At 71.4% G+C, this 13,341-nt stretch carries 13 protein-coding genes; 10 read left to right on the top strand and 3 right to left on the bottom strand.

Going from position 1 to position 13,341, the window contains the following annotated elements; genetic code table 11:
- Nucleotides 1-274: 274 nt before the first annotated feature.
- From BCD48_RS26715 to BCD48_RS26700, 4 genes are all read left to right on the top strand, one after another.
- Nucleotides 275-1,279: an ABC transporter substrate-binding protein gene (locus BCD48_RS26715; RefSeq protein ID WP_083419241.1), complete on the top strand. Its 1,005-nt coding sequence runs from the start codon at nucleotides 275-277 to the stop codon at nucleotides 1,277-1,279.
- A 3-nt stretch (nucleotides 1,280-1,282) separates the two neighbouring features.
- Entirely contained in the window at nucleotides 1,283-2,452 is a 1,170-nt protein-coding gene (locus BCD48_RS26710) for a FecCD family ABC transporter permease (RefSeq protein ID WP_198543401.1), read from the top strand.
- A gap of 80 nt (nucleotides 2,453-2,532) precedes the next feature.
- On the top strand, nucleotides 2,533-3,675 hold the full coding sequence (locus BCD48_RS26705) for a FecCD family ABC transporter permease (RefSeq protein WP_116271675.1): 1,143 nt from the start codon (nucleotides 2,533-2,535) through the stop codon (nucleotides 3,673-3,675).
- A 91-nt stretch (nucleotides 3,676-3,766) separates the two neighbouring features.
- On the top strand, nucleotides 3,767-4,672 hold the full coding sequence (locus BCD48_RS26700; protein WP_491677174.1) for an ABC transporter ATP-binding protein: 906 nt from the start codon (nucleotides 3,767-3,769) through the stop codon (nucleotides 4,670-4,672).
- Nucleotides 4,673-4,720: 48 nt separating this feature from the next.
- On the opposite strand, the gene BCD48_RS26695 is transcribed toward BCD48_RS26700, so the two are convergent.
- Nucleotides 4,721-5,470 carry a DeoR/GlpR family DNA-binding transcription regulator gene (locus BCD48_RS26695; RefSeq protein WP_071051129.1) on the bottom strand — a complete coding sequence of 250 codons (750 nt, stop codon included), beginning with the start codon at nucleotides 5,468-5,470 and terminating at the stop codon, nucleotides 4,721-4,723.
- Nucleotides 5,471-5,519: 49 nt separating this feature from the next.
- On the opposite strand from BCD48_RS26695, the gene BCD48_RS26690 reads away from it, so the two are divergent.
- The 5 genes from BCD48_RS26690 (at nucleotide 5,520) to BCD48_RS26680 (ending at nucleotide 10,891) form a co-directional block, all read left to right on the top strand.
- On the top strand, nucleotides 5,520-5,882 hold the full coding sequence (locus tag BCD48_RS26690) for a DUF4406 domain-containing protein (RefSeq protein WP_198543400.1): 363 nt from the start codon (nucleotides 5,520-5,522) through the stop codon (nucleotides 5,880-5,882).
- On the top strand, nucleotides 5,782-6,036 hold the full coding sequence (locus BCD48_RS56860; protein WP_397428701.1) for a Chromate resistance protein ChrB: 255 nt from the start codon (nucleotides 5,782-5,784) through the stop codon (nucleotides 6,034-6,036). The genes BCD48_RS26690 and BCD48_RS56860 overlap by 101 nt, the downstream gene beginning before the upstream one ends.
- Entirely contained in the window at nucleotides 6,033-7,229 is a 1,197-nt protein-coding gene (locus BCD48_RS26685; RefSeq protein WP_198543399.1) for an MFS transporter, read from the top strand. The genes BCD48_RS56860 and BCD48_RS26685 overlap by 4 nt, the downstream gene beginning before the upstream one ends.
- A 67-nt stretch (nucleotides 7,230-7,296) precedes the next feature.
- Complete coding sequence (locus BCD48_RS55020) at nucleotides 7,297-7,422, top strand: hypothetical protein (protein ID WP_274536581.1); 126 nt, start codon at nucleotides 7,297-7,299, stop codon at nucleotides 7,420-7,422.
- 235 nt (nucleotides 7,423-7,657) lie between these two features.
- Nucleotides 7,658-10,891, top strand: a complete 3,234-nt coding sequence (locus BCD48_RS26680) for an ATP-binding protein (RefSeq protein ID WP_083419240.1) — start codon at nucleotides 7,658-7,660, stop codon at nucleotides 10,889-10,891.
- 1 nt (nucleotide 10,892) lies between these two features.
- Here the strand turns inward: BCD48_RS26680 and BCD48_RS26675 are convergent, their stop codons facing one another.
- Both BCD48_RS26675 and BCD48_RS26670 read right to left on the bottom strand, forming a co-directional pair.
- On the bottom strand, nucleotides 10,893-11,804 hold the full coding sequence (locus BCD48_RS26675) for a bile acid:sodium symporter family protein (RefSeq protein WP_071051128.1): 912 nt from the start codon (nucleotides 11,802-11,804) through the stop codon (nucleotides 10,893-10,895).
- Between the two features lie 352 nt (nucleotides 11,805-12,156).
- A complete protein-coding gene (locus tag BCD48_RS26670) occupies nucleotides 12,157-12,951 on the bottom strand; it encodes an alpha/beta fold hydrolase (RefSeq protein WP_071051127.1) in 795 nt (264 codons plus the stop codon).
- A gap of 158 nt (nucleotides 12,952-13,109) precedes the next feature.
- Here BCD48_RS26670 and BCD48_RS26665 point away from each other — a divergent pair, with 158 nt between their 5' ends.
- Entirely contained in the window at nucleotides 13,110-13,322 is a 213-nt protein-coding gene (locus BCD48_RS26665; protein WP_071051201.1) for a 2TM domain-containing protein, read from the top strand.
- Nucleotides 13,323-13,341 lie beyond the last annotated feature (19 nt).

The raw sequence follows: 13,341 nt of genomic DNA, 5'->3' as shown, positions 1-13,341 counted from the left end.
GATCCAAGGGTTGCGCCGGATACGCCGCGCCACGCGCGAGGGCCGGCCCCGCACCGTCCGGTTCGGGCCGGGCAGCCGAGCCACCCCAGGTGTCTATCAGCTTAGGTAAGCCAAAGCTAAATATGTCATGCTATGACCTGCGGCGATGCGCGCTACGCACTGCGCGAGCCGCCCCGGACGGGCGGGCATGGCGAGGCGTCCGGCCTGACGTGTGACGGACGCCACATGGTCGGCTGGATGACGATCGACTGATAACTAAGGTAAGGCTAACTTCATGCTCAGATCCAGCCGAATGTGGCGAATGGTCCTGGCGCTGGTCGCGGCGGTGCTCCTCGCCGGCACCGCCGCCGCCTGCGGCTCCGACGACGACGACCAGGCACCCGCGGCCTCGGCCACCCCTTCGCAGACCCTGTCCACCCCGGTCACTGTCCAGCACGTCTACGGCAGTACCACGATCAAGACCATCCCGAAGCGGGTCGTCACCCTCGACCTGCAGTGGACCGATGTGATGCTCGCGATGGGCGTGCAGCCGATCGCGTACGCGGTCGACCCGGGAATGCCTGCGAGCGGTGTCCCGTGGGAGAAGCTCCCCGCGGACGCCACGAAGATCTCGGTGACCGACGGGCTGCCGGTTGAGAAGATCCTCGCGCTGCACCCGGACCTCGTCGTCGCGGCCTACGCGATCCAGGACGAGGAGACCTACAAACTGCTGTCCGCGAGCGTGCCGACCATCGCCGGCCCGCCGGGCGACGCGGTGCCCGCCTGGCAGGACCTCACCCACACCGCCGGGCAGTTCCTCAACGACACGGCGAAGGCCGACAAGGTGATCGCCGACGCCGACGCGCCGGTGAAGGCGGCGGCCGCGGAGCTGCCCCAGCTGAAGGGCAAGACGTTCGCCCTGGCCCAGTACATCGTCGGCGACTCGATGTACATCGTCGGCGACCCGAAGGACGGCTCCAGCCTGTTCTTCGAGGAGTTCGGCATGAAGCTCTACCAGCCGGTACTCGACGAGGCCGCGAAGACCGGTGAGACGAGGGTCAACGTGAGCACCGAGCGCGCCGACCTGCTGCGCGCCGACCTCCTGGCTTTCCTCATCAACGGCGGCGACGAGAGCGACCTGGGGGACATCCCGGGCTTCGACCAGCTTCCGGGAACGGTGGCGGTCCTCGACTACGCGACGATCGTCGGCCTGAACACGCCGTCGCCCCTGTCGATCCCGTACTCGCTCGACAAGCTGCGGCCGTACCTCGACAAGACCGCGGGCAAGGCCGGAGCCTGATCGATGACCCCAACCGTGCCGCCGTCGGCGACGCCCACCACATCGGCCGACGTCACGGTCGCGGCTCCGCCGCTACCAGTGACGCCGGCCGGGGCTGACCGATCACCCGACCTGTCAGCCCCGGTCCGCGCGGCCCGCGCGGCCGGGACGGCTGGAGCGGTGCCGGCGGCGTCACGGCGTCGGGGACGACTGATGCTCGGGCTCGCCGGGCTCGCCGTCCTACTGCTGGCGGTGTCGCTGCTCGCGATCGCCGTCGGCGCGCGGCAGGTCGGCCTCGGCGTCATCCTCGACGCGCTGCGCCACCAGCAGCCGGGCAACAGCGACCACGAGGTGGTCATCAACCGGATCCCGCGGCTGTTCGCGGGCCTGCTGGTCGGCGTGGCGCTGGGTCTGTCCGGCACGATCATGCAGGCGGTCACCCGCAACCCGCTGGCGGACCCGGGGCTGCTCGGGGTCAACGGCGGCGCGGCGTTCGCGGTCGTGTGCGCGATCAGCCTCGGCGGGATCACCTCGGCACTCGGCTACGTGTGGTTCGCGTTCGCCGGTGCCCTCGCCGTCGCCGTGCTCGTCTACGCGATCGGCGCGGTCGGCGGCGGGGGCGCGACGCCGGTGAAGCTCGCGCTCGCCGGCGCGGCCGTGCAGGCCGCAATGCTCTCGGCGACGACGGCCGTGCTGCTGACCGACACCGCGACGTTCGACCAGTTCCGGTTCTGGAGCGTCGGCTCGCTCGCCGGCCGGCGCCCGGAACTGGTCGCCGAGCTGGCACCGTTCGTCGCCGTCGCGGCGCTGCCCGCGCTGTGCTCCGGGCGGCTGCTCAACGCACTCGCCCTCGGCGACGAGGTCGCGCGCGGGCTCGGGCAACGGGTGGGGGTGGCACGCGCGGGCGTCGCCGGCCTGGCCGTCGTGCTGTGCGCCACGGCGACCTCCATCGCCGGGCCGATCTGGTTCATCGGCCTGCTCGCGCCGCACCTCGCCCGGCCCTTCACCGGGCCGGACCACCGCTGGATCCTCCCGTACGCGGCACTGATCGCCCCGATCCTGCTGCTCGCGTCGGACGTGCTCGGGCGGGTGATCGCCCGGCCAGGTGAGCTGCAGGTGGGTGTCGTGCTGGCGTTCCTGGGCGGCCCGTTCCTGATCGCGCTCGTCCGCCGCCAGCGGATGGCCGAGCTGTGACACGGACCTGCTGGATCGGCGGGGCCGATCCAGCAGGAGCCCCGTCCCCGACCTCTCAGGCCAACCCGGAGCCCGCGTCCATGTCCACGTCATCGATGTCCACGTCCGCCGCCACCGTTCGGCCCGGGCCGGCCCCCGCATCCGGGGACATGTCCGCGGCGGCGCGGGCGAGGTCCGCGGCGGAGCTGGACGCGGCGGCGCGGGCGGCCGTCGTCCGGGCGCGGCGGGTCCGCGACGCGCGCCAGGTGGGCGTGATTCTCACGCTGGCCGCGCTGTGCTTCTGCGTGCTGTGCGTCTCGCTCTCGCTGGGCGAGGTCAAGATCCCCGTGCTCGACGTCGTGCGGACCCTGATCGGCGCCGACGAGGGCGGCGACGGCTACATCGTGACCAGCATCCGGCTCCCCCGGGCGCTCACCGGTGTGCTGGCCGGCGCCGCGTTCGGGATGTCGGGCGCCATCTTCCAGGCGCTGCTGCGCAACCCGCTGGCCAGCCCCGACGTGATCGGGATCACCGACGGCGCGAGCGCGGCGGCCGTCATCGCGATCGTCGGGTTCGGGCTCGGCGGCTACCCGGTGTCGGTCGTCGCCTTCGTCGGCGCCCTGGTCACCGCGACGATCATGTACCTGCTCGCCTGGCGCCGAGGCGTGACCGGCTACCGCCTGGTGCTGATCGGCATCGCGGTGGGGGCGATGCTCAGCAGCGTCATCTCGTACGTAATGACGATCTCCAAGGTGTACGAGGCGCGGCAGGCGCTCGGCTGGCTGACCGGCAGCCTCAACGCCAAGTCGTGGGACACGGTCCGGCCTCTCGGCCTGGCCCTGGCCGTGCTGGTCCCGCTGGTGCTGCTGTCCGGCCGGCGGCTCGCGGTGCTGCGGGCCGGGGACGACGTGGCGCGGGCGCTCGGCGTGACCGTCGAACGGTCCCGCCTCGCGCTGCTGCTGCTCGGCGTCGCGCTGACGGCGGTGGCCACGGCGGCCGTCGGGCCGGTCGCGTTCGTGGCCTTCACCTCCGGGCCGATCGCCCGTCGCCTCGTCGTCGACGGCGAGGCGGCGATCCTCCCGGCGGCGCTCGTGGGCGCCCTGGTGATGACGACCTCGGACCTCATCGGCCAGCACGCCATCCCCTCCATCGACTTCCCGGTGGGTGTGGTGACCGCGATCATCGGTGCGCCCTACCTGCTGTGGCTGCTCGCCGCCACGAACCGAACCGGCCGCGGCGGCTGACCGGACCGACGGACCGGACCGACGGACCACGGCGGCCGACCGACGTGGCCGCCGTGCCCGGCCGCTGTGCCAGGCAGGCACCGGCGGACGGATGGCGACAGCACGACCGGCGGGCGACGACCTGGACAACACCAAGGAGTGGACGATGACGACCGGGGGAAGCACGACCACGGTGGCCCAGGCCCGGCTGTCCGGCCAGGCGGTGACGCTCCGGTATGGCGAGCGGGAGATCGTCAAGGACCTGTCGGTCGACATCCCGACCGGCCGGATCACCGTGATCGTCGGCGCGAACGCGTGCGGGAAGTCGACGCTGCTGCGCGGCCTCGCCCGGCTGCTCGCGCCGGCGTCCGGCGCGGTGTACCTGGACGGCAAGGACATCCACTCGCTGCCGACCAAGGCCGTCGCCGCGAAGCTCGGCATCCTGCCGCAGTCGCCGGCGGCGCCGGACGGCATCAGGGTCGTCGACCTCGTCGCGCGCGGCCGCTACCCGCACCAGGGCTGGTTCCGCCAGCTCGGCCCCGGCGACGACGCGGCCGTCGCGCGGGCGCTGGTGGTGACGGACACCGTCGAGCTCGCGTCCCGGTCCGTCGACGAGCTGTCCGGCGGGCAGCGCCAACGGGTCTGGATCGCGATGACCCTGGCCCAGGGCACCGACCTGCTGCTGCTCGACGAGCCGACGACCTTCCTGGACGTCAGCCACCAGGTCGACGTCCTCGACCTGCTCACGGACCTCAACCGGCAGGAGGGGAAGACGATCGTGATCGTGCTGCACGACCTCAACCTGGCCTGCCGCTACGCCGACCATCTGATCGCCATGCGCTCGGGCGCCGTCGTCGCCGCCGGCGACGCGTCCGAGATCGTGACCGAGGAGCTGGTGACCACCGTCTTCGGGATCCGCGCCCGGGTCGTCCCCGACCCCGTCTCCGGCACGCCCATGGTCGTCCCCATCGGCCGCTACCACGCGGACGCGAGCGCCGAGCCGGCCGTCACGCCGTAGATCCGGGCCATCGGGCCATCGGGCCATCGGGCCAACGGGCGACGCGCGTTACGGAGCATGGATAACGGGCACGTCCAGCGCTCGCACCGTCGGGTTGTCCGCGCTCGCGTCGGTGACAACCCCGGCGACCTCCGTCAGCGGCAGCACGGCGAACCGCGACGCCGCGCCGATCTTCTCCGAACTCGCCAGCACGTAGGTGTCGGCGGCCTGGTGCGCCAGGGCACGTTTCATCGCGGCCTCATCCGCGTCGCCGGTGGTAAGCCCCGCCTCGGGGTGCACGCCGGTCACGCCCAGCAGAAACAGATCGGCATGCAGCCCGCGCGCGGCCTCCACGGCGGCGGCGCCGCAAGCGACCATCGAGTGCTTGAACAGCCGACCGCCGATCAGGTAGACCTCCACGTCCTGGTGGTCGACCAGCGCGCTCGCCACGGTCGGGCTGTGCGTCACGACGGTGGCCCGCAGGTCGACGGGCAGCGCATGCACCACGGCCAACGCGGTCGTGCCGCCGTCGAGGATCGCGGTGCTGCCCGGTTCGATCAGCGCGGCCGCGGCGACCGCCACCCGCTGCTTGCCGGGCACCTCGACGTCCTGGCGTGCGGCGTAGTCAGCGATCGCCGGAGAGACGGGCAGCGCACCGCCGTAGACGCGCTGGCACAAGCCCGCCGCCGCGAGGTCGCGCAGGTCGCGGCGGATGCTGTCCTCGGACAGGCCGAGTTCGGCGGCGAGGACCTTGGCGATGATCCGGCCGTCAGTGCGCAGGCGTTCGAGGAGAAGGTCGCGGCGTTGAGCGGCAAGCATGCACGTTCCTTCTTGTTCATGCCGAGTCATGCACGATACGGTTGGCACCATGCTGATTCTTATCGCGGGGCCCTACCGCTCGGGCACCGGCGACGATCCCGATCTGATGGCGCGGAACCTGGCCCGCCTGGAGGAGGCTGCCTGGCCGATCTTCCGCAGCGGCCACGTCCCGATGATCGGAGAGTGGGTCGCGCTGCCCGTGCTGCGCGGCGCGGGCGGCGCCGGCCCAACCGATCCGGTCGCCGAACAGATCATGTACCCCACCGCGGAACGCCTGCTACAGCATTGCGACGCGGTACTCCGGCTACCCGGTGAGTCCACCGGCGCCGACCAGGACGTCCAGATCGCCCAGGAGCGGGGCCTGCCGGTCTACCGTCGCGTCGACGACATCCCCGGCTACCGAGCTGCCTAGCCTGAGGCGGCCGCGCCGCTGGCATCGTGACCTGACCGCGCGGGACGTGTTCGGCGCACCGGAGGCGGCCGAGGCCACCAGATGGCTCAAGGAGTGCGCCACGGCCCGCGAGAACCACGCCGAGCTCGCCTTCCGCGCCCTACACGACCGATGACGCGGTCGGCGACGGTCCGGGCGGCGCCGGCCCGGCAGATGTGGCCGCTCTACGCGGCCGGGTTCACCACGGCCTTCGGCGCGCATGGCATCGCCGCGAACCTCGGCGGCTTCTCCACGGACGCGGTCACCTCGCTCATGGTGCTCGGCGGGCTGCTCGCCCTGTACGACGGAGCCGAGGTGCTGCTCAAGCCGGTGTTCGGCAGTCTCGCCGATCGGGTGGGAGCCCGGCCGGTCCTGCTCGGCGGGCTCGTGGCCTTCGCCATCGCCTCCGCGCTGTATGCCGTCGCGGACAGCCCCGGCTGGCTGTGGGCCGCCCGCCTCGGCCAGGGCGCCGCGGCCTCGGCGTTCTCTCCCTCGGCGTCCGCGCTGGTCGCCAGGCTCAACCCGGCCGCGAAACATGGCCGGGCGTTCGGCTCCTACGGCTTCTACAAGTCGATCGGCTATACCCTCGGCCCGCTGCTGGGCGGGGTGCTCGTGTGGGCCGGGGGCCTGCGGCTGCTGTTCGCGGTGCTGGCGATGCTCGGCGCGGCGGTCGCCCTCTGGGCTGTGCTGGCCGTTCCCGGCGTACCGCCACTGCCCAAGGCCCGACAGACGGTGCTGGACCTGGCCCGGCGGTTGGCCGATCCGGTCTTCCTCGCCCCGACCGCCGCGCTGGCCGCGGCGACGGCGGCCCTGTCGACCGGGGTCGGCTTTCTGCCCGTCTCCGGCCGAGCCGCCGGGCTGAGCCCGATGGCCACCGGCGCCGCCGTGTCCGTGCTCGCCGCCTGTGCGGCGTTCACCCAGCCATGGGCCGGGCGCGCGCTGGACCAGGGACGCCTCACGACCCGCTCCGGTCTGGCCGCGGGCCTGGCGATCACCGCCGCTGGTCTGGTCGGTGCGACGCTGCCGGGTCTGACCGGAGTGCTCGTCGGCGCTGCCCTGATCGGCATGGGCACAGGCGTGATCACCCCGCTGGGCTTCGCGGCGCTGGCCGCGGGCACCCCCGCGGACCGCCTCGGCCAGACCATGGGCGCCGCCGAACTCGGCCGCGAACTCGGCGACGCAGGTGGCCCCTTGCTTGTCGCCGCCGTCGCCACGCTCACCACCCTCACCTACGGCTTCGCGGCACTCGCGGTTCTCCTCGCCGCCGGCGCGGCACTCGCGCTCACCCACCGCCCAGCAAAGGCCGCCACGCCCGGCACAGAGACCTGACCGGGCCACGCCATCCAGACCCGACGCCCACGTTCACGGTGAACGTGGCCCATGGAAGGACCGTGTCGTGGCGGGCAAAGCTCATGAGGAACGAGCCGGCCCGGTCGAGGGCGGCGGCGGCCTCGACCAGCCTCCCGGCGGCCAGCCACATCTCGGCGAGCCGGCCGGTGTGCGGGTGGCCCGCTGCGAGTAGCGGGTGAAACCACCTGGGGTGGTGATCCCGACGGCGTAGGCGCACGCGGTCTCGTACCGACGGCCGCCGCCTGGGACACCGCGCTGCCGACCACCCGGTCCTCGTCGAGATGGACCACGACGCACAACGGGTCTCGCTCGCGCAGCCGCTCCCACTCCGTGTGGTAGGCCCGCCCCAGCTCGGCTAGACTCGGCGCGCGGCGGTCCGATAGAGGTCGCAGGCGGACAAAGCTGTCATGTCCATCCGGGAGTCGACAGACATGGCGGGGCGTTCCTATCCCGTTCGGCCCGACGGCGGGGATCCGCCTGCCGGCGCAGGTACGCCGTGCCTGCAGATTCTCGGTCCGTTACGCCTGTGGCGTGATGGCGCCGAACTGGACCCTGGCCCCCGTCAGCAGGCGCAGCTGTTGGCGCTGCTCCTGGCTCGCGTGGGCCGTCCGGTGAGCACGAGAGAACTGATCGACCTGATCTGGGCCGATGACGTCCCGGCCAGTGCGCTCAACGTCATCCACAAGTACATCGGGGCATTGCGGCGGGTGCTCGAACCCGCGCTCCCCGCTCGGCAGGCTGGTACATACCTGTACCGCCGCGGCAACGGGTACGTGTTCATCGCCGGTCCCGGCATGCTGGACCTCGTCACGTTCCGGGAACTCCTCAAAGCAGCCCAGGCCGCTCTCGCCGAGCAGGCTCGCGAAGTGGCGCTCGACCACTACGTCGAAGCGCTCGGCCTCTGGCAGGGTCCGGCGGGGGACGGAGTCTTCCACGGATCGACCGTGCCTCCGGTCCTGGCCGCCCTCGACGAGGAGTTCCATGCCGCCGGCGCGGCAGCGGCCGAGCTGGCCGTGGCGTTGCGCCAACCGGCGCGGGTGATCCCGCCGTTGCGGCTGGCCGCGTCGATGGCACTGTTCCACGAACCCGTACAGGCCAGCCTCATCACCGCCCTCGGCGCCGCGGGACGGCAGGCGGAGGCGCTGTCAGCGTTTCACGCGGTCCGCGACCGCCTCACCGAGGAGCTCGGCATCGACCCCGGCCCGGAGCTGCAGGCCGCGCACCTGCGCGTGCTGACGCAGACCCCGAGGCCGACCGTCCGGGCGAGCGTGGAGCACGAGAGCGAGGGCGAACGTGTACCGGCGAGGCGGGCAGCCGGCCTGGTCGGCCGGCGCGAGGAGCTCGGAGTGCTGCGGCAAGCCATCGAGGAGGCGCTCGCGGGCCGCACCGGGCTCCGCATCGTCGAAGGCGAACCGGGGGCGGGCAAGACGCGCCTGCTGGAGCAGGCCGCTGCCGCCGCGGACCAGCGCGGCGCGTTCGTCGTCTGGGCTTCCTGCCTGGAAGGCGACGGAACACCATCGATGTGGCCGTGGGAGCAGGCGCTCTCTGTTGTTCTTGACAGCCTGCCCGCGTCGGCGCGCGAGAAGTGGCTGGCCAGCGAACTCGGCAGTCTCCTCGAATCTCGACACGATGACGCCGCGCCGCCGGTTTCCGGCGCCCGCGGACAGTTCCGTCTGTTCGAGCAGGTCGTCACCGTCATTGGCCAGGCCGCAGCGGAACGGCCGGTGCTGCTCGTCATGGACGATCTTCAATGGGCTGATGCCGCCTCGCTCCAGCTGTTCGGCCACCTGGCGGGCCGGCTACCGACCGGCACCGCGATCATCGGCGCCCTTCGCGACCGCGCACCCAGACCCGGCTCCGACCTCTCGCGAGTACTGGCCGCCGCCAGCCGGCTGAACAGCCATCGCAGGATCCGACTCGGCCCGCTCAGCCTGACCGACGTGGCCGAACTCATCCGTCGCGAGACCGGCCACGAACCCGGCACGGACGTCGCCCGCGACATCCACGTTCGCACCGCCGGCAATCCCTTCTTCGTCCGCGAACTGTCGCGGCTCCTCGTCGACCGTGGCGCGGTCGGCGACGGCGCCGTATCGGCCCGCGCCGGGGTGCCGTCCACGGTGCGAGACGTCGTCCGCGATCGGATGACGGGCCTCGACGACGGCGGCCGCGACCTGCTGCGGGTCGCGGCACTCATCGGCCGTGACCTCGACCTCGGCCTGCTCGCCCGCGCCGCCGGCGTCGACATCGCGGACTGCCTCGAACGCCTCGAACCGCTGCGCGCGCTCGGCCTGCTCGAATCGGGGCCCCAGGACCCGTTCTCGTGGCGCTTCGCGCACGACATAGTTCGAGAGTCGGTCACCGAGACAACGGCACATCAGCAGGCCATCCGGCTGCATCTGCGCATCGCGGACGCACTCGAAGAAAGCCAAGCCGACGACGAGTCGATCACCGAACGCCTCGCCTACCACCTGCGGGCCGCCGGCCCCCTCGCCGACCCGGTTCGCACCGTGGAGGTACTGAAGCGCGCCGGCCGCCGCGCCGCGACCAAGCTCGCGGTCGCGGCCGCCGATCGGCACCTCGAACTGGCCGCCCAGATCGCGCGAACCGCCGGGCTCCCGGAACTCGAGCTCTCTGCCCTCTCGCTACTCGCCATCGCCCCGCGCCGGCAGGCCGGGTTCGGCGGCACGACGTTCGATCTGCTGGAGCGCGCGGAACACCTGGCGCGCCAACTCGGGCGGGAGGTCGAGGCCGCCGGCCTCCTCTTTGCTCGTCTGTTCGGGGCTTACACCTTCCTGGAGTGGGACCGCGAACATCTGGTCCGCCGGCTGTCCGAGCAAGGGGAGGCGTCCTGCGATCCGGTCGTCCAGGTGTACGGCCGGCAAGCCTGGGGCCTGCATCAGTGGGACAGCGGCAACATCGGCGAGGCATACCGGTGCCTCAGTGGGAACAATCCCGCCCTTCTCGACGGGGTGGTCTCGTCGCACAGCGAGACCCCGATCCGGCGTGACGTCTCGGGTGAGTGGCCCGGCTGGCTGGCCGTCGTGACCGCGCTCCACGGTGACGCCGAGACGGCGGGGACCATGATCGAAAAATGGAACGGCCCCGAGGACCTGTACGCCGTCGCGACCTGGGCGTACTACATCACCATCATCGCTTCGATGGCCGGTGACGCGGACTGGGTGATGCGCACGATCGAGCGGTGGATGGCCGTCGGTACGGGCCGCGCCGCCATCCAGCAGGAAAACTACATACGGCTGAACTGGTACTGGGCCCGCGCCCTCACCGGCGACAACCCGGCCGGTACCGCGGCGGAGGCCGAACAGCTCCTGGCCGGGACGCTGGTCGACCCTCCGCGGTGGGGCGTCGCGTGCCACCACGCACTGATCGCCGAAATGTGGCTGGCCGCCGGCATGCCGGACGAGGCAGGCGCCGCCCTCGACCGAGCGGACCGGGCCCTGGATGCCTACGGCCAACGCTACGCCGAAGGACTTGTCCTGCTGCTGCGCGCGCGCCTGCTCCACGCCCGCGGCGAACCCGCGGGCGTCGTGCGAGCCGCCGCCGACAAGGCCCACGAGCGATCCAACGAACGCGAGTCCTACCTCTTCGCCCGCCGCGCCGAAAGGTTCCTCGCCGAGCTTTGATTCACTTGAAGCCGCCCCGAGCATCACCAGGGATGGTTAGCGGGACGGGGCCCGGCTGAACTCGACGGGTGATCAACCAGCCGAACCCGGCCGCCGTGAAGAACATGACAATGCCGTACACCACACTCGGAATGGCCATCTCGGCACTGTTCAACAGCGCTGGGCTCAGCGCGACCGTGAGGGCGAGTGCGGTGTTGTGGATGCCGACCTCGAACCCGGCCGCGATGGCCGCGCGGTGGTCGACGTCGGCCAGGCGCGGCACGCCGTAGCCGATCAGCAGGCTCACGATGTTGAAGACCAGCACGGCCAACCCGACCGAAAGGAAGTAGTCGGCGAGGTTCTCCCGTTGCCCGAACAGCACGGCGAAGATGACGCCGACGAGGACCACGACTGACAGCACCTGGACGGGGCGGTTGAGCCGCTGCGCCATCTTTGGCGCCCGCGCGCGCACGAGCATCCCGATGGCGACCGGCACGAGCACGATCGTGAAGACCTGCAGCATCTTGTCGAACCGCAGCCCGATCGCGGCTTCGTCGGCCAGGAAGTACTCTGCCGAGAGGTTCACCACGATCGGCAGGGTGACCACCACCAGCACCGAGTTGGTCGCGGTGAGCGTGATGTTCAGCGCGACGTTCCCGCCAAACAGGTGGCTGTACAGGTTGGCTGTTGGGCCACCCGGCGACGCCGCGACCAGTATCAGCCCGACCGCCAGCTCCGGCGGGAGCCGGAAGGCGAGCGCCAGGCCGAAGCAGATCGCCGGCAGCAGCACGACCTGGCAGAGCAGCGCGACCCCGACCGCCTTCGGATGCCGACCCACCCGGCGGAAGTCGTCCACGGTCAGGCCGAGGCCCAAGCCGAGCATGACGATGCCGAGAGCGAAAGGCAGACTGGCCAGGATCACCGCAGAATCCATGGTGACATTCTCAGATACGCCGCGGCCGGATCACGGGCTGGCCCGGCGCTTCCGCGGCCCGCCGCGATCGTGCGATTCCCGCCTACCAGGCTCGTCGTCGACATGCTCGATCTCGACCCGAAACCGCCCAGTGCCAACGCGACCAACGTCATCTTCGGATTGCGGGCCGGCGCCCTGGTGGAGGTGTGCCGCTTCTCCTCGGCGGCGCACTGGCCTTCATATGCACGCTGATGCATCGTCCATCCTCGACGGAAATCGGTCGAATGACGCCCGGGCTGGTTCGGGACGGAGCCCGGCGCCGGCGCGTGCGCCCGGGCGATCGTCGCGTCCGTCCTGCCCCTCTGCGGCTTCGTCAGCCTGCGGCGTGTTTGATGAGGTCGGCCGCCGCGGCGGGTTTGGCGATCATCGCGACGTGTGAGGTGGCGGCTTCGACGGTGTGGGCGCCGGCTCGCTGTGCCATGAACCGTTGCGCCGCGGCGGGTAGCACGTTGTCGTTGCGGGCGACGAGGTACGAGGTAGGAATGGTCTTCCAGGCCGGGGGGCCGGACGGTTCCTGCAGGGTGCGTACGTCGCTGGGGCGCTGGCCGGCCCACATCAGGTTGGTGGTCGTCCTTGGCAGGTCTCCGGCGAACACGTCGTGGAAGGCCTCCTTCTTGATGTATCCGTCGACGCCGTCGGCGTAGGGGCGGATGTCCAGCGCCGTCTCGTCGAGTTTGCTTCCCGGGTATTTCGTCTGCAGGCCCAGGAGCGTCTCGCCCTGGTCGGGTACGAACGCGGCGACGTAGACCAGGGCTTTCACGTTGGCATTGCCGGTCGCGGCGTTCGTGACGACGATGCCGCCGTAGGAGTGCGCGGCCAGGACGAGCGGGCCGCCGAGGGTGGCGAGGATGCTGGCCAGGTAGGCGGAGTCGGCGGCCACGCCGCGCAGCGGGTTCGGTGGGGCGATGACCGGGTAGCCGTCGCGGATGAGCCGGGTGGCGACGTCGTTCCAGCCGGAGGCGTCGGCGAACGCGCCGTGCACGAGTACCACGGTGGGTTTCTGCCTGCCGTCGGGCCGGGCGAGCGCCTGCGCGGCGGGCGCCCCGACCACGGTGGCGGCCGCGACCGCGGCGGATCCGGCGAGCACCGTTCGGCGAGTTGTCGTCATCAATGTAGGCCCTTCAGCATCAGTTGTTGTCAGTCACCATCCAGGGGCCAGCGTAGAATCGGGTGCTTGACGTGCACTGGACAAAACCGGGGCCCGTGCCGTCGGCGGATCAACAGAAAATCCACTGCCCATCAAGTGCGTCGGCCTAGCCTGTGGGCATGGAATCAGCAAAAAGCGAAGCCGCCTGGAAGTGGGGCCTCTGGTCCCATATCTTCTGGTACGTTCTGGCCAATGTCGCCCAGGTAGTGCTGTGGGCGACCCTCACCTCGGATGTCTTCTTCTGGCCCCTGTACTCGATAGTGGCCTGGGGCATCGGCCTTGGGTTCCACATCTGGGCTTTCTCCAAGCGTCCCACGCTGGGTTCCACCTGAGCGGCGCAAGGAGAGCGCT

The sequence above is a fragment of the Pseudofrankia coriaricola genome (genome assembly GCF_001854805.1).
GTDB lineage: Bacteria > Actinomycetota > Actinomycetes > Frankiales > Frankiaceae > Pseudofrankia.
Note: the sequence above shows the minus strand (reverse complement) of the source record. Positions and strands in the feature narration are given on the sequence as shown.

Coding starts and splice junctions, on each gene's coding strand:
- BCD48_RS26715 (WP_083419241.1), top strand. CDS start 275: ATGCTCAGATCCAGCCGAATGTGGCGAATGGTCCTGGCGCTGGTCGCG.
- BCD48_RS26710 (WP_198543401.1), top strand. CDS start 1,283: ATGACCCCAACCGTGCCGCCGTCGGCGACGCCCACCACATCGGCCGAC.
- BCD48_RS26705 (WP_116271675.1), top strand. CDS start 2,533: ATGTCCACGTCATCGATGTCCACGTCCGCCGCCACCGTTCGGCCCGGG.
- BCD48_RS26700 (WP_491677174.1), top strand. CDS start 3,767: ATGGCGACAGCACGACCGGCGGGCGACGACCTGGACAACACCAAGGAG.
- BCD48_RS26695 (WP_071051129.1), bottom strand. CDS start 5,470: ATGCTTGCCGCTCAACGCCGCGACCTTCTCCTCGAACGCCTGCGCACT.
- BCD48_RS26690 (WP_198543400.1), top strand. CDS start 5,520: ATGCTGATTCTTATCGCGGGGCCCTACCGCTCGGGCACCGGCGACGAT.
- BCD48_RS26685 (WP_198543399.1), top strand. CDS start 6,033: ATGACGCGGTCGGCGACGGTCCGGGCGGCGCCGGCCCGGCAGATGTGG.
- BCD48_RS26680 (WP_083419240.1), top strand. CDS start 7,658: ATGTCCATCCGGGAGTCGACAGACATGGCGGGGCGTTCCTATCCCGTT.
- BCD48_RS26675 (WP_071051128.1), bottom strand. CDS start 11,804: ATGGATTCTGCGGTGATCCTGGCCAGTCTGCCTTTCGCTCTCGGCATC.
- BCD48_RS26670 (WP_071051127.1), bottom strand. CDS start 12,951: ATGACGACAACTCGCCGAACGGTGCTCGCCGGATCCGCCGCGGTCGCG.
- BCD48_RS26665 (WP_071051201.1), top strand. CDS start 13,110: ATGGAATCAGCAAAAAGCGAAGCCGCCTGGAAGTGGGGCCTCTGGTCC.